Source organism: Nonomuraea sp. LPB2021202275-12-8 (assembly GCF_037044575.1).
Classification (GTDB): domain Bacteria; phylum Actinomycetota; class Actinomycetes; order Streptosporangiales; family Streptosporangiaceae; genus Nonomuraea.
The window spans coordinates 1-16,390 of record NZ_JBAHWD010000040.1; the positions used below are offsets into that span (position 1 = coordinate 1).

Annotated in this window: 19 protein-coding genes; 13 read left to right on the forward strand and 6 right to left on the reverse strand. The window is 70.6% G+C overall.

The window, feature by feature from the left end:
• The 5 genes from V5E28_RS41820 to V5E28_RS41840 form a co-directional block, all read right to left on the reverse strand.
• Positions 1 to 882: DNA polymerase IV (locus V5E28_RS41820; protein ID WP_336215481.1), on the reverse strand; the 882-nt coding region annotated here is incomplete at its 3' end.
• An 18-nt stretch (positions 883 to 900) separates the two neighbouring features.
• On the reverse strand, positions 901 to 1,953 hold the full coding sequence (locus V5E28_RS41825; RefSeq protein WP_336215483.1) for an ABC transporter ATP-binding protein: 1,053 nt from the start codon (positions 1,951 to 1,953) through the stop codon (positions 901 to 903).
• A complete protein-coding gene (locus tag V5E28_RS41830) occupies positions 1,950 to 2,768 on the reverse strand; it encodes a carbohydrate ABC transporter permease (RefSeq protein WP_336215484.1) in 819 nt (272 codons plus the stop codon). The genes V5E28_RS41825 and V5E28_RS41830 overlap by 4 nt, the downstream gene beginning before the upstream one ends.
• 10 nt (positions 2,769 to 2,778) lie before the next feature.
• Positions 2,779 to 3,705 (reverse strand): carbohydrate ABC transporter permease, encoded by a 927-nt coding sequence (locus V5E28_RS41835; RefSeq protein WP_336215485.1) that lies wholly within the window; start codon positions 3,703 to 3,705, stop codon positions 2,779 to 2,781.
• Positions 3,680 to 5,047 carry an extracellular solute-binding protein gene (locus V5E28_RS41840; protein ID WP_336215486.1) on the reverse strand — a complete coding sequence of 456 codons (1,368 nt, stop codon included), beginning with the start codon at positions 5,045 to 5,047 and terminating at the stop codon, positions 3,680 to 3,682. Before V5E28_RS41840 ends, V5E28_RS41835 begins: the two co-directional genes overlap by 26 nt.
• Positions 5,048 to 5,217: 170 nt before the next feature.
• On the opposite strand from V5E28_RS41840, the gene prcB reads away from it, so the two are divergent.
• From prcB to V5E28_RS41885, 9 genes are all read left to right on the forward strand, one after another.
• Complete coding sequence (prcB, locus tag V5E28_RS41845; RefSeq protein ID WP_442945954.1) at positions 5,218 to 6,066, forward strand: proteasome subunit beta; 849 nt, start codon at positions 5,218 to 5,220, stop codon at positions 6,064 to 6,066.
• Positions 6,067 to 6,087: 21 nt separating this feature from the next.
• Positions 6,088 to 6,909 (forward strand): proteasome subunit alpha, encoded by an 822-nt coding sequence (gene prcA / locus V5E28_RS41850; RefSeq protein WP_336215599.1) that lies wholly within the window; start codon positions 6,088 to 6,090, stop codon positions 6,907 to 6,909.
• 209 nt (positions 6,910 to 7,118) lie between these two features.
• Positions 7,119 to 7,640 carry a hypothetical protein gene (locus V5E28_RS41855; RefSeq protein WP_336215488.1) on the forward strand — a complete coding sequence of 174 codons (522 nt, stop codon included), beginning with the start codon at positions 7,119 to 7,121 and terminating at the stop codon, positions 7,638 to 7,640.
• A 128-nt stretch (positions 7,641 to 7,768) separates the two neighbouring features.
• The gene (gene pafA, locus V5E28_RS41860; RefSeq protein WP_336215489.1) at positions 7,769 to 9,127 is read left to right on the forward strand and encodes a Pup--protein ligase; all 1,359 of its coding nucleotides are present in this window, start codon (positions 7,769 to 7,771) and stop codon (positions 9,125 to 9,127) included.
• Between the two features lie 75 nt (positions 9,128 to 9,202).
• Positions 9,203 to 10,144, forward strand: coding sequence for an FKBP-type peptidyl-prolyl cis-trans isomerase (locus V5E28_RS41865; RefSeq protein ID WP_336215490.1), 942 nt, complete (start codon positions 9,203 to 9,205; stop codon positions 10,142 to 10,144).
• A gap of 79 nt (positions 10,145 to 10,223) precedes the next feature.
• Positions 10,224 to 11,123: an FKBP-type peptidyl-prolyl cis-trans isomerase gene (locus tag V5E28_RS41870; RefSeq protein WP_336215491.1), complete on the forward strand. Its 900-nt coding sequence runs from the start codon at positions 10,224 to 10,226 to the stop codon at positions 11,121 to 11,123.
• Positions 11,124 to 11,247: 124 nt separating this feature from the next.
• On the forward strand, positions 11,248 to 11,598 hold the full coding sequence (locus V5E28_RS41875; RefSeq protein ID WP_336215493.1) for a hypothetical protein: 351 nt from the start codon (positions 11,248 to 11,250) through the stop codon (positions 11,596 to 11,598).
• Between the two features lie 46 nt (positions 11,599 to 11,644).
• On the forward strand, positions 11,645 to 12,292 hold the full coding sequence (locus tag V5E28_RS41880) for a helix-turn-helix transcriptional regulator (RefSeq protein WP_336215494.1): 648 nt from the start codon (positions 11,645 to 11,647) through the stop codon (positions 12,290 to 12,292).
• Positions 12,293 to 12,325: 33 nt separating this feature from the next.
• Positions 12,326 to 12,805, forward strand: coding sequence for a DUF3291 domain-containing protein (locus V5E28_RS41885; RefSeq protein WP_336215495.1), 480 nt, complete (start codon positions 12,326 to 12,328; stop codon positions 12,803 to 12,805).
• Here V5E28_RS41885 and V5E28_RS41890 read toward each other — a convergent pair.
• Complete coding sequence (locus V5E28_RS41890; RefSeq protein WP_336215497.1) at positions 12,751 to 13,851, reverse strand: DUF3866 family protein; 1,101 nt, start codon at positions 13,849 to 13,851, stop codon at positions 12,751 to 12,753. The genes V5E28_RS41885 and V5E28_RS41890 overlap by 55 nt on opposite strands.
• 37 nt (positions 13,852 to 13,888) lie before the next feature.
• On the opposite strand from V5E28_RS41890, the gene V5E28_RS41895 reads away from it, so the two are divergent.
• From V5E28_RS41895 to tatA, 4 genes are all read left to right on the forward strand, one after another.
• Positions 13,889 to 14,851, forward strand: coding sequence for a helix-turn-helix transcriptional regulator (locus V5E28_RS41895; protein WP_336215498.1), 963 nt, complete (start codon positions 13,889 to 13,891; stop codon positions 14,849 to 14,851).
• Complete coding sequence (locus tag V5E28_RS41900) at positions 14,848 to 15,813, forward strand: helix-turn-helix transcriptional regulator (RefSeq protein ID WP_336215499.1); 966 nt, start codon at positions 14,848 to 14,850, stop codon at positions 15,811 to 15,813. The genes V5E28_RS41895 and V5E28_RS41900 overlap by 4 nt, the downstream gene beginning before the upstream one ends.
• Positions 15,810 to 15,977 (forward strand): hypothetical protein, encoded by a 168-nt coding sequence (locus V5E28_RS41905; protein ID WP_336215500.1) that lies wholly within the window; start codon positions 15,810 to 15,812, stop codon positions 15,975 to 15,977. The genes V5E28_RS41900 and V5E28_RS41905 overlap by 4 nt, the downstream gene beginning before the upstream one ends.
• 63 nt (positions 15,978 to 16,040) lie before the next feature.
• Complete coding sequence (gene tatA, locus V5E28_RS41910; protein WP_336215501.1) at positions 16,041 to 16,376, forward strand: Sec-independent protein translocase subunit TatA; 336 nt, start codon at positions 16,041 to 16,043, stop codon at positions 16,374 to 16,376.
• The last annotated feature ends 14 nt before the right edge of the window (positions 16,377 to 16,390 follow it).

The window sequence follows — 16,390 nt, forward strand, 5'->3', positions numbered from 1 at the left end:
CGCGAAGCGGACCTTGACGGTGACGCGGGTGGCACGGCGGCCCGCGGCCGCGGTGTCGGCGGCGACCTGCTCGGCGAGGGTGGTGATCGCGGCGGTGATGCCCGCCGGGTCGGTGAGGTCATGGGTGAAGGTGGTCTCGCGGCTGTGGCCTCGGGGGATCCACGGGGTGGTGACGACTTCGGCTTCGCCCTTGCCCAGGGCGAGATAGCGATACCAGGGGCCGTTGGTCGGACCGAAGCGGGCGGCGAGCTCCCGGGGGTCGGCGGCGGCGAGCTGGGCGACGGTGTGCAGGCCGAGGCCGGCGAGCTTCCTCGCGGTCCTCGCGCCGATTCCCCAGAGGGCGTCGGTGGGGCGCTCGTTCATGACCTCGGCCCAGTTCGCGCTGGTGAGGCGGTAGACGCCGGCGGGCTTGGCGAAGTTCGAGGCCAGTTTGGCCTGGTGTTTGTTGTCGCCGATGCCGAGGGAGCAGTCGAGGCCGGTGCGGGCGCGCACGGCCTGCTGGATGGCGGTGGCGAGGGTTTCGGGCTGGTCGGTGCGGGCGCCGATGAAGGCTTCGTCCCATCCCCACACCTCGACGTCCACGGGGAAGTCGTCCAGGGTGGCCATCACGCGTTCGGAGGCGGCCTCGTAGGCGGGCGGGTCGCTGGGCAGGAACACGGCGTCGGGGCAGCGGCGCAGGGCGGTGCGCAGCGGCATGCCGGAGTGGACGCCGTGTTCGCGGGCCTCGTAGGTGGCGGTCGCCGCGACGGTGCGCGGGCGGGTGGGGTCGCCGTCGCCGCCGACGACGACGGGCCTGCCGCGCAGCTCGGGATGGCGCAGGAGTTCGACGGCGGCGATGAACTGGTCGAGGTCCAGGTGCAGGATCCAGTCCCTGGTGGACATGGTTTCCAGTATGCGAGGTCAGGGTGCGGTGGTGTGCAGGAGGTCGTCGCGGTAGATGAGGGCGCGGCGCGGCACCGCCCAGGCCCGGGTGCCGAGGCGGGGTTCGTCGCCTTCGGGGACGACGGTCTGGATGAGCGGGCCGGCGGTTTCGAGGGTGACCAGGGTGCTGGTGCCGAGGTTCTCGAGGACGGAGACGGCGCCGGGGAAGGCGTCGGGGCGTTCGGTGGTGGTCAGGTCGGTGTATTCGGGGCGGACTCCGTACACGATGTCGGTGCCGTCGGGCAGGCCGGTGGGGGAGGGGAGGGTGGCGCCCGCGACGTGGAGGGCGCCGTCGGCGATCTTGCCGGGCAGGAGGTTCATGGGGGTGGAGCCGATGAACGCGGCGACGAAGGTGGTGGCGGGCCGCTGGAAGACGTCGGTGGGGGAGCCGACCTGGACCATGCGGCCGTTGGACATGACGGCGATGCGGTCGGCCAGGGCGAGGGCCTCGGCCTGGTCGTGGGTGACGAAGACGGTGGTGACGGCGAGGTCGCGCTGGAGGCGTTTGAGGAAGGTGCGCGCTTCGAGGCGGAGGCGGGCGTCGAGGTTGGACAGGGGTTCGTCGAACAGGAAGGCCCGGGGGTGGCAGGCGATGGCGCGGGCGAGCGCGACGCGTTGCTGCTGGCCGCCGGAGAGCTGGCTGGGGCGGCGGTCGAGGAGGCCGCCGAGGCTGAGGGTGGCGGCGACCTCGGCGGCTCTGGCGGTGCGCTGGGCGCGGGGGACCTTCTTGATGCGCAGGGGGTAGGCGATGTTGTCGGCGACGCTCATGTGGGGGAAGATCGCGTAGTCCTGGAAGACCATGGCGACGTCGCGGCGGCCGGGCGGCAGCGAGGTCACGTCGGTGTCGTTGATGCGGATGGTCCCCGAGGTGGGGGTCTCCAGGCCGGCGATGGTCCGCAGCAGTGTGGTCTTGCCGCAGCCTGATGGGCCGAGCAGGGCGAAGAACTCGCCGTCGGCGATGGTGAGGTCGATGGCGTCGAGGGCGCGCACGCCGCCGGCGAACACTTTGGTCAGGCCGTGCAGGGAGATCACCGCTTGATCCCTCCGTGGAAGCGGAAGCCGTACCTCTGGGAGACGAACAGGTACATCGCCACCACCGGCAGCGAGTAGAGCAGGGAAAAGGTGGAGATGAGGTCGAGCTTGGGTGCGCCGCCCTCGGTGAAGAGGGTGTAGAGGATGACCGAGCCGGGCGCCTTGTCCGGATCGCGCAGCAGGATGAACTGGAACAGGAAGCCGCCCCAGACGCTGGCGAGTGCCCACACGGCGATGGTGGCCAGGCCCGGCCGGACGAGCGGGACCACGATGTGGCGCAGGATCTGCAGCGGGGAGGCGCCGAAGACGCGCGCGGACTCCTCGTAGGAGGTGGGCGTCTCGTCCATGAAGTCCTTCAGGATGAAGATCCCCGCGGGCAGCAGGCCGCCGGAGACGACGAGGATGACGCCGAGATGGGTGTCGATGAGGTCGAGCCGGGTGGCGAGCTCGAAGACGGGCACCATGGCGGCGGTGCCGGTGACGACCGACGACAGCAGCAGGAGCAGATAGAGCAGCAGGTCGCGGCCCGGGACGCGGACGCGGGAGAGCGCGTAGGCGGCGAGCGCGGCCAGGACGACGACGAGCGCGGCGGCCCCGCCGCCCTGGATGACGGAGTTGCGGATGGAGCCGAGCGCGTAGGGGTTGTCGAGGATGGCGGCGAAGTTGCGCAGCGTGAACTCGGGGATGGAGGTGGTGATGGTCGGTGTCGCGTCGAAGGGGGCGCTGGCGAGCCAGAGCATGGGCAGGGTGAAGAGGGCGAGCGTGACGGCGATGAAGACGGTGGAGGCGAGCCGTCCGATGGTGTGCCGGATCATGGCATGCCGTTCATGCTGGGGGTCCTCCCGCGGCGGCGACCTCCTGCTGTCGCCGCTGGCCGCGCAGCAGCCGCAGGTAGGCCAGGGCGAAGACGAGGTTGATCAGCAGGATGAGGAAGGAGATGGCGGCGCCGACGCCGAGTTCGCCGCCCCTGAGCGCGACGTTGTAGACGTAGATCGGCAGGATCTCCGAGCGGCCTTCCGGCCCGCCGCCGGTCAGCACGAACGGCGTGAAGTCGTTGAACGTCCACAGGCTGATGAGCAGCAGGTTCGTCAGGATGTGCCGCCGGATGAGCGGGAAGACGACGTCGCGGAGCTGCTGTGGCACGCTCGCGCCGGCCAGGCGGGCGGTTTCCAGGTGGGAGGGCGGCACGTTCTCCAGCGCCGCCGAGTAGAGCATCATCGAGAAGGCGGTGCCGCGCCACACGTTGAAGACGATGATCGAAAGTAGCGGGTGGTCGAGCAGCCATGCCATGCCCGGGGTGTGCAGGAGCGCGTTGAGCGTGCCGTCGTCGCGGTCGAGGAGGGCGAACCACAGGAACCCGACGACGGTGCTGGGCAGGATCCACGACAGCAGCACGACGCCCTCCACGGCGCGCCGCACCCAGCCGGTGCGGGTGCGCAGGATCCAGGCGAGACCGAAACCGAGCCCGGCCTGTCCGAGGATGGCCGAGCCGCCGACGTAGGCGAGGGTGAGCCAGAGCGAGGTGAGGAACTCGGGGTCGGTGAGCGCGCCGACGTAGTTGTCGAGGCCGACCACCTGCGGGTTGGCGGCGGCCAGGCCGGTGAGCCTGTAGTCGGTGAGGCCCAGATAGATGGTCCACAGGGCGGGGAAGACGAGGAAGACGCCGATGAGGACGAGGGCGGGCAGGACGAAGCCGATCGCCCTGCCCCTGCCGAGCCCGGCGGCGTCAGCCGGCGATGTTGGCCGCACCACCGACCAGCCCCTCCAGTTTCGCCTGGTAGGCGGCGGCCGCCTCGTCGGCGCTCTTGCCGCTGACCACGTCGGCGGTGGCCTCCTGGAGCAGGACGGAGACCTGCGGGTAGACGGCCAGCCCCGGCCTGTAGGCGGTGATGGGCAGCACCTCGTCGGCGATGTAGCGCAGCATGGGATCGCCGGTGAGCACCTCGTCGTTGACGTCGGTGCGGGAGCTGATGCGCACCTGCCCGGCGAGCTGCGAGGTGGTGGCGGCGGCCGTGTGCATGAAGGCGAGCAGTTCCCAGGCGAGCCTGGGGTTCTTGGAGAACGGGTTGAGCACGCGGACGGCGCCGCCCGACATGCTGGCGTGGTCCTGGCCGCGGATGCCGGCACCGGGCGTCTTGGCGGGGATCCTGGCGTAGCCGACGGCCTGGTCGCGGTTCTTCATGGGCGCGACGCCGGCGTTGGGCTCGATCACGGAGCGCCAGAAGTAGTCGCTCTCGGCCAGGATGGCGATCTTGCCCTGGGCGAACTGGGCGAAGGACTTGTCGCGGCCCTTGGCCTCCTGCTGGAGCTTGGGGTCGCCGAGGCCGCTGCCGCCGTAGATCTGCTGGTAGAAGCCGAGCACGTCCTTCATGGCCTGGTTGGCGCCGGTCCACTTGTCCTGGGTGTAGATCTCCGCCCCGGCGCCCGCGAGCAGGGGCAGGACGCCCTGCATGGTGGTGGCCTCGCCCATGGCGCTGCCGGCGTTGATCTGGATGGGGGTGGGCACGCCCGCGGCCTTCAGCTTGGTGCCGGCGTCGATGATGTCCTGCCAACTGGTGGGCTGCCAGGTCTCGGGCAGGCCGGCCTTGGCGAACAGGGTCTTGTTGTAGAACAGGACGCGGCCGTCGGTGCCCTGCGGCAGGCCGTACTTCTTGCCGTCGAAGATGCCCAGCCCCTGCACCGCCTGCGGGATCTGCGACCAGCCCTCCCAGGAGTCGACGGCGGCCCCGCCGACCTCCGCCAGCGGCTTGATGTAGCCGGCCTGGGCGAACTCGCCGACCCAGATGCCGTCGACGTCGATCACGTCGGCCCCGGTCTTGGACTTGAGATCGAGCGCGAGCTTCGTCTTGTACTGCTCGTCGTCGACGCCGCTCGGCTGGAAGAGCACCTTGACGTTGCGGTGGGTCTTCTCGAACTCGGGGATGACCCACCGCTTGATCCAGTCGGCGGACTCGGAGTTCTTGCCCCCGGAGATGGAGTTGGCGGCGATGGTGAGGGTGATGCTTCCGCCTTCGGAGGGGGTGCCGGTTCCGCAGGAGGTGAGCGCCAGGGCGGCGATGGCCGCGATCAACGCAGGTCGGCTGGGGAGTCGCATGTCGGCCTCCTGTGCAGGACGTGCAGACATACCGACAATCGCACGGGCGGTCGTGGGCGTAAAGAAACGATCTGGTGAACGGTTCGCCGTGAGCTGATCGTGGGAAGTGCAGACAGCGACGCAAGAACAGTAGGGTCGCCCTAGGGACACTGACATTTGGAGGGAGTCGCGTGGCATCGCACAGGGATCTGCCCGCCGGCTTGAGACACCAGCTTTTCCAGAACACAGGGAGTTCCTCGTTCACGGATTTCGTCGGCTCATATGCGCCCGAGCTGCTGCCGCTGCGGAATGAGGTGCTGGCCACGCCGATCGGTGACCAGGTCCCGCACGCGACGACGATCGTCGCCGCTTCCTTCGCCGGTGGCGTGGTGATGGCGGGCGACCGGCGTGCGACGTCGGGCAACATCATCTCCCAGCGCGACATCGAGAAGGTGTTCCGCACTGACGACTACTCCTGCATGGGCATCGCGGGCACGGCCAGCACCGGCATCGAGATGGCCAGGCTCTACCGGGTGGAGCTGGAGCACTACGAGAAGCTGGAAGGCCGCACGATGTCGGTGGCCGGCAAGGCCAACCGGCTGGCGACCATGATCCGCGGCAATCTCGCCATGGCGATGCAGGGTCTGGTGGTGGTGCCGTTGTTCGCCGCCTATGATCCCGCCGTCGACGGAGGCCGGATCTTCAGCTACGACGTGGCGGGCGGGCCCTACGAGCGCGACCGGTTCGACGCGATCGGCTCGGGTTCGATCTTCGCCCGGGGCTCGTTGAAGAAGCTCTACCGTGACGCCGCCTCGGCCGACGACATGGCGATGACGCTGATCCAGGCGCTGTACGACGCGGCCGACGACGACTCGGCGACCGGTGGTCCCGACGTGACGCGGAAGATCTGGCCGATCGTGTCGGTGATCGACGCCGACGGTTACCGGCGCCTGAGCGATGAGCAGGTGACCGGCTACGTCGAGCAGATGCTCGAGGCTCGCCTGATCTCCCCTGACGGCCCCATCGCTCCGCTGCGCTAGAAAGGACCACCCCACGTGTCGATGCCTTTCGGATATGCGTCCCCAGAGCAGATCATGCGGGACAAGGCGGACTACGCGCGCAAGGGGATCGCGCGGGGCCGCTCCGTCGTCGTGCTGCAGTACGTCGACGGCATCCTGTTCGTCGCGCCCAACCCCTCCAAGGCGCTGCACAAGATCAGCGAGATCTACGACCGCATCGGGTTCGCCGCCGTCGGCCGCTACAACGAGTTCGAGGAGCTGCGGCTGGGCGGCATCCGCTACGCCGACATCAACGGCTACACCTACGACCGCTCCGACGTGACCGGCCGCGGCCTGGCCAACCTGTACGCCTCCAACCTGGGCCGGATCTTCACCGATTCGATCAAGTCGCTGGAGGTGGAGGTCGTGGTGGCCGAGGTGGGCGACGAGCCCGAGGGCGATGCCATCTACCGGTTGACGTTCGACGGCTCGGTGTTCGACGAGCACGGCTTCGCGGCGATGGGCGGCCAGGCGGACGCGGTGTCGACGCGGCTGAAGGAGCGCTACCAGGAGTCGATGTCGCTCTCGGCGGCGCTGAAGGTGGCGCTGGCGGCGCTCACCGAGCCGGGCGGCGAGCAGCCACCGGTGGCGCAGCTGGAGGTGGCGGTGCTCGACCGCAACCGGGAGCACCGCAAGTTCCAGCGCCTGACCGGGCCGCGCCTGGAGCGCCTGCTCTCCTCGGCGTCGCCCGCTCCGTCCGCGCCCGCGGAGCCGTCCCCGGAGCCGTCCCCGGAGCCGTCCCCGGAGCCGGACGAGAAGCCGGACGAGAAGCCGCCTCCCACCGGCCCCGACGGTGACGTGGACGACGGCTCCTCGCCGCTGTAGCGCGCGCGGCCGCCGGCGCCTGCGCGCGCCTGCGGCCGCCGCCTATCCGCCGGTGCCGCGTGGGTGCGTACGCGGTGCCGGTGTGCGGCACGTGGACGGAGTCCGTACGGGGAGGCTGACGTGCGGCGATAGCCGACACCCTGTTGGGTGTGATTTGTATCACTATGCTCCCCCTGAACTCCGGACCATGACCACCCATCGAATGTTCCGTGAACACACTCATGCGCAGCCTCCTGGCGAGCGGTGCCGCCGCGGCCGTGGTCCTGACGTCCGGCGCGGCGGCCGACGCCGCCGCGCTGCCGAAGTACAAGGCCCCGAAGACCTTCGGGACCACCTTCCAGGCGGATCCCCGGCACGACTTCACCAAGCGCATCCACTCCCGGCACAACGGCATTCTGCGCGGGTGGATCACCCACGTGAGCGGCTCCGTCGCCGAGTACGAGCCGATCAGGTGGAAGAAGGGCACCGTGACCGAGGGCCGGTTCGTCGGCCCGCCCGAGGGCGACGCGCGCGCCTACGCCTCGCCCATCGCCAAGAACGTGGTCTTCCTGTCGGCGCTCGGCTGCGGGTCGAAGATGACCGGCCTGACGGTGAACCGCAACACAGGGCTGGGCAGCAAGCGCTGCTCCAGGACGGACCTGATCAAGCGGTCCAAGGGCTTCCAGCGGCCCGCGCTCATCACCGTCCACAAGAGCAAGATCGTCAAGGTGCAGGAGATCTACACGCCCTGACGCGGGCCGCGCCCCACGCGCCGGGCAGGGCCGCCCGAGGGCGCGGAACCAGCAGGTGAGCAGGGGTGCGCGGAAAACACCCGAAGAGATCTCTCCCGTTGGCCGATCCGTGGGCATAGTGTGAGGTGATGGATCGTCGCATCTTCGGGCTGGAGAACGAGTACGGCGTGACCTGCACGTTCAGGGGACAGCGCAGGCTGTCTCCGGACGAGGTCGCGCGCTACCTGTTCCGGCGGGTCGTGTCCTGGGGCCGATCGAGCAACGTCTTCCTCCGCAACGGCGCACGCCTCTATCTCGACGTGGGCAGCCACCCTGAATACGCAACCCCTGAATGTGACAACGTCATCGAGCTCGTCACCCATGACAAAGCCGGTGAGCGCATCCTCGAGGGCCTTCTGGTCGACGCCGAGAAGCGGCTGCGCGAAGAGGGCATCGCCGGGGACATCTACCTGTTCAAGAACAACACCGACTCCGCCGGCAACTCCTACGGCTGCCACGAGAACTACCTGGTCGGCAGGCACGGCGAGTTCGGCCGCCTGGCCGACGTGCTGATCCCGTTCCTGGTGACGCGGCAGATCATCTGTGGCGCCGGCAAGGTGCTGCAGACGCCGCGCGGGGCCGTCTACTGCGTGTCGCAGCGAGCAGAGCACATCTGGGAGGGCGTCTCGTCCGCCACCACCCGCTCCCGGCCGATCATCAACACCCGCGACGAGCCGCACGCCGACGCCGAGCGGTTCCGCCGCCTGCACGTGATCGTCGGCGACTCCAACATGAGCGAGACCACGATGCTCCTCAAGGTCGGCGCCACCGACCTGGTGCTGCGCATGATCGAGGCGGGCACGGTGATGCGCGACCTGTCGCTGGAGAACCCGATCAGGGCCATCCGCGAGGTCTCCCACGACATGACGGGCAGGCGCCGCGTGCGTCTGGCCAACGGGCGCGAGGCCTCCAGCCTGGAGATCCAGCAGGAATACCTGTCGAAGGCGCAGGACTTCGTCGACCGGCGCGGCGGCGACGCGATCGCCCGCCGGGTGCTGGAGCTGTGGGAGCGCACGCTGCGCGCGGTCGAGACGGGCAACCTGGACCTGGTGTCGCGCGAGATCGACTGGGTGACGAAGTACCAGCTGATCGAGCGCTACCGCAAGAAGTACGACCTGCCGCTGTCGTCGCCCAGGGTGGCGCAGCTCGACCTCGCCTACCACGACGTGCACCGCAAGCGCGGCCTGTTCTACCTGCTGCAGAAGCGCGGCTCGGTGGAGCGGGTGGCATCCGACCTGAAGATCTTCGAGGCCAAGTCGGTGCCGCCGCAGACGACCAGGGCGCGCCTGCGCGGCGAATTCATCCGCAAGGCGCAGGAGAAGCGGCGCGACTTCACCGTCGACTGGGTGCACCTCAAGCTCAACGATCAGGCGCAGCGGACGGTCCTGTGCAAGGACCCGTTCCGTAGTGTGGACGAAAGGGTCGACAAGCTCATCGCAGGCATGTAAAGAAGCGGGTTTACCTCGGCCCTACCGGGAGTCAGATAGTGTTGCGCGAATCTGACGTCTTTCCGAGGGAAATCCATGCGCCGCGCTCTGGCCGTCCTGGCCGCCGTGCCTTTGATCTTCTTCGCCGCCGCGTGCGGCTCCGACACCCCGGCGGCTCCGGCCGCCGGGGGCGCGTCCGCGTCCGCGGGCGCGGGGGTGAAGGTCACCGGCAATGTGGGCGCCAAGCCCACGGTGACCTTCCCCTCCGGCTCGCCCGCCACGAAGTCCTCCTACGAGGTGCTGACCGCGGGGACCGGCCCGGCGGTGAAGTCCGGCGACAAGGTCATCGTCAACCTCACCGTCTACAACTGGGACGGTAAGGAGAACGCCTTCCAGGGCTCCTCCTACGACACCAAGGCTCCCGAGACCATCCCGGTCAACGAGCAGCTCCCGCAGGTGCTGCGCGACGGCTTCACCAAGGTGAAGCACGGTGGCCGGCTGCTGGCGGTGATGGCCAGCGACTCCGCGCCCCAGCAGCAGCAGGCCCAGCCGGCCCAGCCGACGAAGGTGTTCGTGCTGGACGTGGTCGGCGCGCCGCCCGAGCCGCTGAAGGCCGCCACCGGCAAGGCGACCGACCAGAAGCTCAAGGGCGTCAAGGTGGAGAGCCCGGGCGGCGACAAGGCGCCCACGCTGAGCACCAAGACGAGTGACAAGCCGTCGAAGGAACTCGTCGTCAAAACGCTGATCGAGGGCACCGGCCCGAAGGTCCAGCCGACGCAGACGCTCACCGTCCACTACACCGGCAAGATCTGGGGCACCGACAAGGAGTTCGACTCCAGCTGGGCCCGGGGCGAGCCGGCGGCGTTCCCGCTGGCCAACGTCGTCCAGGGCTGGCAGAAGGGCCTGGCCGGGGTGCCGGTCGGCAGCCGGGTCGTGATGAGCATCCCGCCGGACCTCGGTTACGGAGCCCAGGAGCAGCAGGGCATCCCCGCCAACAGCACGCTCGTGTTCGTGGTGGACGTTCTGTCGGCTTACTGACCTTCGCTCCCATGGCGCGGTAGCATCGCGAGGCCCGGTGGCGTGACGCCGCCGGGCCTCGCCGCATGGGAGGACGCCGATGCGCCGCCACACCATCGCGCTGCTGCTGGCCCCGCTGCTCATGCAGGCCGCTTGCACCGGATCGGATGCGGCTGATCCCGCGCTGAGGGTGGGCGGCGCGTTCGGGGCCAGGCCCACGGTCGACTTCCCCGACGGCAGGCCACCGGCCGGGCTGCGGATCGACGAACTCGCCGCCGGGCGGGGCGCGGCGCTGGAGACCGACGACGTGGCGATCGTCGAGTACACCGCGCACGTCTGGGACGGCGGCGACAACCGGCTCGTGGACTCCACTTTCACCCGCGGCGCCCCCGCTGCCTTCCCCGTCGGCCATCTGCCGCCCGGCCTGGACCGGGCGTTGCGGGGGCGCAGGGTGGGCAGCCGCGTCATCGCCGCGATCCCGCCCGGCGACAGCTACGGCGCCCATCCGCCGAAGGGCGTCGGCCCGGGCGACGAGCTGTTCTACGTGGTGGACATCCTCGGCGCGCACGGCAGGGGCGCCGCGGTCGAGGCGGCCGGCGGCTCGCTGGCGGGCGTGCGCGTCACCGGCGCCGCCCGGCCGCGGTTGTCGGTGCCGCGCACCGCCGCCCCGCCCCGGTTCGCCGCCAAGGTCCTGTCCCGCGGCTCCGGCCGTGAGACGGAGGCAGGCCGGCTCCTGGTCGTCCAGTACGAGGGCGTGATCTGGAACGGGCGGCGCGTCTTCGACTCCACCTGGAGCTCCGGCAGGCCGGAGGCGTTCAAGATCGGCGACGGGAGTGTGATCAGAGGGTGGGACCGGGCGCTGCTGGGCGTGCCCGTGGGCAGCCGCGTCCTGATGATCGTCCCGCCCGCCGACGGCTACGGCACCTCCGGTCACCCGCCGTCCGGCGTCCGCCCCGGCGACACCCTCGTATTCGTCGTCGACATCCTGGCGGCGTACTGACCGGCCGGGCAGACGATCCCCGCGAGCAGGCGGGTTGATCGGCCCTTGCACCGGTCGTGCTGATCTGGTTCCAATGGACGGCATGATCCGTGCCTTATCAGCATTTGTCGCCATCTGTGGCCTCTTGTTTGGCCTGACGCCCGCGGCCTCGGCCACCGCCCGGGAGGCCGTCGCGGGCCCCGTCGCGGGCTCCTTCTCGGCGCCGCCGCCGTTCTGCCAGAAGGTGCGCTCGTGCGTGGTGGGCGGGGACACGGGCTGGACGTGGGTGCACGCCGCCGCCTCCTCTGCACGCAAGGGCCGGTCGGTGGCCGCGCGCCTGGTCCGCAACGCCAAGGCCGTGCACGAACGGTACGGCGCGCCGGTGGGCGTCTCCATCTACGTGATCAAGAAGGGCGCCTGCTGGAGCAAGTACGGCAGGTCGGAGCGGCCGCCGAGCCGCGCCTGCACCCTGAAGCGGGTCGTCAAGAGGTTCTGACGTTCCGCGGAGCGAGACCGCGCGCCGCCCGTCCTAGACTTCGATCGTGAGCGAAGACGACCTCCAGGCGCTGGCGCCGCTGCACGATCCCGTCCGGCGGAGCCTGTACGAGGCCGTGGCGGCCCATGGCGGCGAGGTGGGCAGGACGGAGGCGGCCGAGGCCGCCGGGGTGTCCAGGACCCTCGCCGGTCACCACCTGGACAAGCTCGTCGAGGCCGGGCTGCTGGAGGGCGGCTTTCGGGCGCCGGAGCGCAAGGGGCCGGGCAGCGGCAGGCCGGCCAAGGTCTATCGCCGGGCCGGCGGCGAGGTGTCGGTGAGCCTGCCGCCGCGTGACTACCTCTCGATCGCCTCGGTGCTGGCCGACGTGGTGGACGCGCTCGGCGCCGAGGAGCAGGCCGAGCAGGCGGCCCGCTGGGCGGGGGAGCGGCTGGCCAGGCGGCATGGCGGCGAGCCGGTGGAGTCGGTGCTGCGCGGGCGCGGCTACGAGCCCTATGCCGCCGACGACGGCGCCCTGCGCATGCGCAACTGCCCCTTCCACGTGCTGTCGCACGAGCAGCCGCTGCTGGTGTGCTCCATGAACCTGGCCCTGTGCCAGGGGCTGCTGACCGGTCTCGGCGACGACTCGGACCGGGTGCGGCTGGATCCGCGCCCGGGGGAGTGCTGTGTCACCCTTTCTAAAACAAATGTAGATTGACATAGAAGCGATGGGGGTGATCTGCTGAGCGTCATGCATCTCGCCCAGCTCAACATCGCGCACCTGCGCGCGCCCGTCGACTCGCCCGAGCTCGCCGAGTTCGTGGCCCTGCTCGAGCCCATCAACGATCTCGCCGACCGGTCGCCCGGCTTCGTGTGGCGGCTCAAGGAGAGCGAACTGGACCCGACCGCCACCGTCGTGCACGACTACGGCGACCACCTGCTGGTCAACTTCTCGGTCTGGGAGTCGCTTGACGCGCTCTGGAACTACGCCTACCGCAGCGGCCACCTGGAAGTGCTGCGCCGCCGCAGGGAGTGGTTCCACCGGACTGCGGAGCCGTACATGGTGATGTGGTGGATCCCCGAGGGGAGCATTCCGACGCTCGCCGAGGCGATGCGGCGGCTGGAACGCCTCAGGACCGACGGGCCGAGCCCCGAGGCCTTCACCTACAAGGACTCCTACGCCAGCAGCGAGGCGGCGAACCTGCCCGCCGCCGCCGAGGCGAGGAAGTAGGCCAGGTCCTCCTCCAGCCCCCTGCCCATCGTCGACAGCCTGACCGGCGAGGCGCGCAGCGCCTCGTGCAGGCCGTCGACCGGGACGGCCACCAGCTCGTGCCGGACTGCCAGCAGCTCCGCCTGGTCCCTGACCCGCTCGCCGAATTCGCCCGGCAGCATCGGCACCGGCACCTGGGCGCGTGTCAGCGCCACCCGGCCGTAGGCGGTCAGCGAGTGGTGGGAGACGCCGAGATGGCGCTCGCGCCGGTCGCCCTCGCTGACCCGCAGAGCCGCCACCGGCCGCCCCAGCAGCACGGACGCCGCGTTGATCGCCTCGCCGGCCGACACCCCCGAGAACCCCCAGCGGGTGCCGGTGCCCAGGTTGCCCGGCCCCTGGGTGACGATCGCCACGTCCGCCTCCAGCACGTGCCTGGCCGCCAGCAGCCCGGTGTGGGTGGTGACCGCCTCGACGTCGCCGCCGAACGCCTGGCCGACCGTGACCACCCCGGACAGCCAGCCGATCTCCCGCAGGCGTGCGGCCGCCATGGAGAACCAGGCCGGCAGCGCCCCGCCGTCCAGCATCACGTACGCCACCCGGACGTCGCGGGACGCGGCCTCGTACAGCCCGCACAGGATCGGCGGCAGCGCCGAGTGCAGGTCGGCGACTACCACCGGCATCCCGTCGACCGAGTCCGCCTCGCGCAACCGGTCATGGAAGGGGGAGTCCTGCTCGTCCGCGCCGAGCACCGTGGCCTGCAACGGCGTGTAGCGGGCCTTCACCAGGTGCCCGGGGCCCTGCGGATCTTGCGGCAAACGGTTCGGTACGGCCACCACCATGGCGTAACCTCCCGTACCGAGACCCATCGCGAGTGCCGTCGTGTTGAGCAGCACCTCGTCGCCGGGCTCCGGGCGGCCCACCAGTGCTGGATAGGCCAGTGCCCGGTACAACGCGCCAGGCTCCGCGCCCGGCGCGTTGTCCCCCTCGGGGACGGCGACCTCCAGCTCCATCGCTCCCGGCCACTCGCGCCGGATCCGCACAACCTCGCCCTTGCGCCATCTGATCACGGGGGCAGGGTAGCGTCGTTGAAGGAGGAGTGAGCAGATGTCGCGCCGTAAGACCGAGCGGTTGCTGAACCTGGTGATCTGCCTGCTCGCCACCCGCCGCCCGCTGTCGGCCGAGCAGATCCGGCACGCCGTCCCCGGCTACGACCGCGACGGCGACGAGGCGTTCCAGCGCATGTTCGAACGGGACAAGAACGAGCTGCGCGAGATCGGCATCCCGATCGACGTGGTGCGCGATCCGTGGGAGGACGAGCCCGGCTACCGCATCGAGCGGCAGTCCTACGAGCTGCCGGAGATCGTGCTGGAGCCTGACGAGGCCGCCGTGCTGGGCGTCGCCGCGCAGGTGTGGCAGCGGGCCAGCCTGGCCGAGGCGGCCTCGGGCGCGCTGCTGAAACTGCGCGCCGGCGGGGTCGCCACCCATGAGACCGTCGGCGGCGGCGTCGGGGGAGGGGCGTTGGAGCTGCGGGTCGACACCCGCGACCCGGCCTTCCCGCCGCTGTGGGAGGCCGTGCGCGACCGGCGGGTGGTCCGCTTCGACTACCGCAGCGCGGGCAGCGAGAACACGCACACCCGCACCGTGGAGCCCTGGGGAGTGGTGAGCCGCCGCGGCCGCTGGTATCTGGCCGGGTTCGACCGTGGGCGTGACGCGCCGCGGGCCTTCCGGCTCAGCCGCATCACCGGCCAGGTCTCCTCCGTGGGCAAGGCCGGCGCCGTCGAGGTGCCCGAAGGCGTCGATCTGCGGGCCATGGTGGGCTTCCCTGACGAGCCCGCGCAGATGCGCACCGCGCTCGTCAGGGTCCGGCGAGGCGCCTGCGAGGGCCTGCGCCAGCTGTCGGCCGCCGTGCACGCGGGCACCGACGGGTGGGACGAGGCGGAGCTGCCCTTCACCGACCCGGACCGGCTGGCCGGATGGATGGCCAGCCTGGGAGCGGACGTCGAGGTGGTCGAGCCGCCGGACGCCCGCGAAGCCGTCATCCGCCGACTGAAGGGAGCCCTGGCATGAGCGGGTCCGCCGACCGGTTGCCGAGACTCCTCGCGCTCGTCCCCTACCTGATGTCGCACCCCGGCGCGCAGGTCGGCGAGGTGGCCGAGGTGTTCGGGCTGAGCGAGAAGCAGCTCATCGACGACCTGCAGCTCGTGTGGATGTGCGGGCTGCCCGGTCACACCCCCGGCGACCTCATCGACGTGTCCTGGGACGGCGGCGAGATCGTCATCGACAACGCCGACACCATCGCCAGGCCGCTGCGGCTGGGCATCGACGAGGCCAGCGCGCTGCTGGTGGCGCTGCGCATGCTGGCCGCCACCCCGGAGCTGGCCGAGGTGCGCGGCGACGCGCTGCCCAGGGTGGTGGCCAAGCTGGAGCAGGCCGCCGGCGAGGGTGCGGCCGTGGTGAGCAACCAGGTCGCGGTGGACGTGGACGCCGCCCCCGACGCGCTGCCGCGGGTGCGCGAGGGCCTGACCAGGCGGCGCAGGCTGTCGCTGCGCTACTACGTGCCCGGACGCGACGAGGTGACGCCGCGCGAGGTGGACCCGATGCGGATCGTGATCGCCGACGGCCGCAGCTACCTGGAGTGCTGGTGCTACCGGGCCGAGGCGATGCGGCTGTTCAGGCTGGACCGGATGCTCGGCGTGGAGGTGCTGGACGTGCCCGCCGACCCGCCCGCCGAGGCCGAGCCGATCGACGTGGCGCAGGGGGTCTTCCGGCCGTCGCCGACGGACGAGCTGGTGGAGCTGGAGGTCACCCCCGCTGGGCGGTGGGTAGCGGAGTACTACCCGTGCGAGCAGGTGACCGAGCTGGGCGAGGGCCGGCTGCGGATCGCGCTGCGCGCCCGCGACCAGGACTGGATCGTCAAGCTGGCGCTGCGCCTGGGCGACACCGGCCGGGTCGTGGCGCCCCCCGCGATGGCCGTCAGGGTGCGCGAGGAGGCCGACAAGGCGCTGTCCCTGTACGCTCACCGGGCATGACGTGGATCCTGTTGTCGGGCGGGCTCGGGGTGGCCGGGCTGGCCGTTCTCGCGATCACCGGACGCCGCGTGGCGCTCGCGGCACGTAGTCTGGACAGGGAAATCGCCGAGGCGCGTGCCCAGCTCGAGCCGAGGCAGGCCAGATTGCGAGGCCCTGGGGGGTGAGACCATCGCCCGGGCAGCGTACGATCGTGGCTGAAAGAACAGTCGCACCAAAAAGGACGTTCCATGTCGATGCCCGGAGCCACTGAACTCATCATCATCGCAGTCGTGCTCGTCCTGTTGTTCGGTGCCAAGAAGCTGCCGGAGATGGCCCGCGGCATCGGCAGGTCGATGCGCATCCTCAAGTCCGAGACCTCGAAGCTTCGCGACGACGACGATGACACGACCGTGCAGGCCCAGCCGATCGCGGAGCCCACCGCGCAGCCCCAGCCCCAGCAGCAGGTGACCCCGCAGTCGATCCCGCCCGCGCCCGCACTCTCGGCGGAGGAGCAGGCCCGTCTGCTCGAGGAGCAGGCGGCCAGGCTGCGCGCCAGTGCCGGCCAGGCCAACAAGCAAGCCTGACCTATTCCTCCTCC

Coding starts and splice junctions, on each gene's coding strand:
- V5E28_RS41830 (WP_336215484.1), bottom strand. CDS start 2,768: ATGATCCGGCACACCATCGGACGGCTCGCCTCCACCGTCTTCATCGCC.
- V5E28_RS41905 (WP_336215500.1), top strand. CDS start 15,810: ATGACGTGGATCCTGTTGTCGGGCGGGCTCGGGGTGGCCGGGCTGGCC.
- prcA (WP_336215599.1), top strand. CDS start 6,088: ATGCCTTTCGGATATGCGTCCCCAGAGCAGATCATGCGGGACAAGGCG.
- pafA (WP_336215489.1), top strand. CDS start 7,769: ATGGATCGTCGCATCTTCGGGCTGGAGAACGAGTACGGCGTGACCTGC.
- V5E28_RS41895 (WP_336215498.1), top strand. CDS start 13,889: ATGTCGCGCCGTAAGACCGAGCGGTTGCTGAACCTGGTGATCTGCCTG.
- V5E28_RS41900 (WP_336215499.1), top strand. CDS start 14,848: ATGAGCGGGTCCGCCGACCGGTTGCCGAGACTCCTCGCGCTCGTCCCC.
- V5E28_RS41865 (WP_336215490.1), top strand. CDS start 9,203: ATGCGCCGCGCTCTGGCCGTCCTGGCCGCCGTGCCTTTGATCTTCTTC.
- V5E28_RS41840 (WP_336215486.1), bottom strand. CDS start 5,047: ATGCGACTCCCCAGCCGACCTGCGTTGATCGCGGCCATCGCCGCCCTG.
- V5E28_RS41885 (WP_336215495.1), top strand. CDS start 12,326: ATGCATCTCGCCCAGCTCAACATCGCGCACCTGCGCGCGCCCGTCGAC.
- V5E28_RS41870 (WP_336215491.1), top strand. CDS start 10,224: ATGCGCCGCCACACCATCGCGCTGCTGCTGGCCCCGCTGCTCATGCAG.
- tatA (WP_336215501.1), top strand. CDS start 16,041: ATGTCGATGCCCGGAGCCACTGAACTCATCATCATCGCAGTCGTGCTC.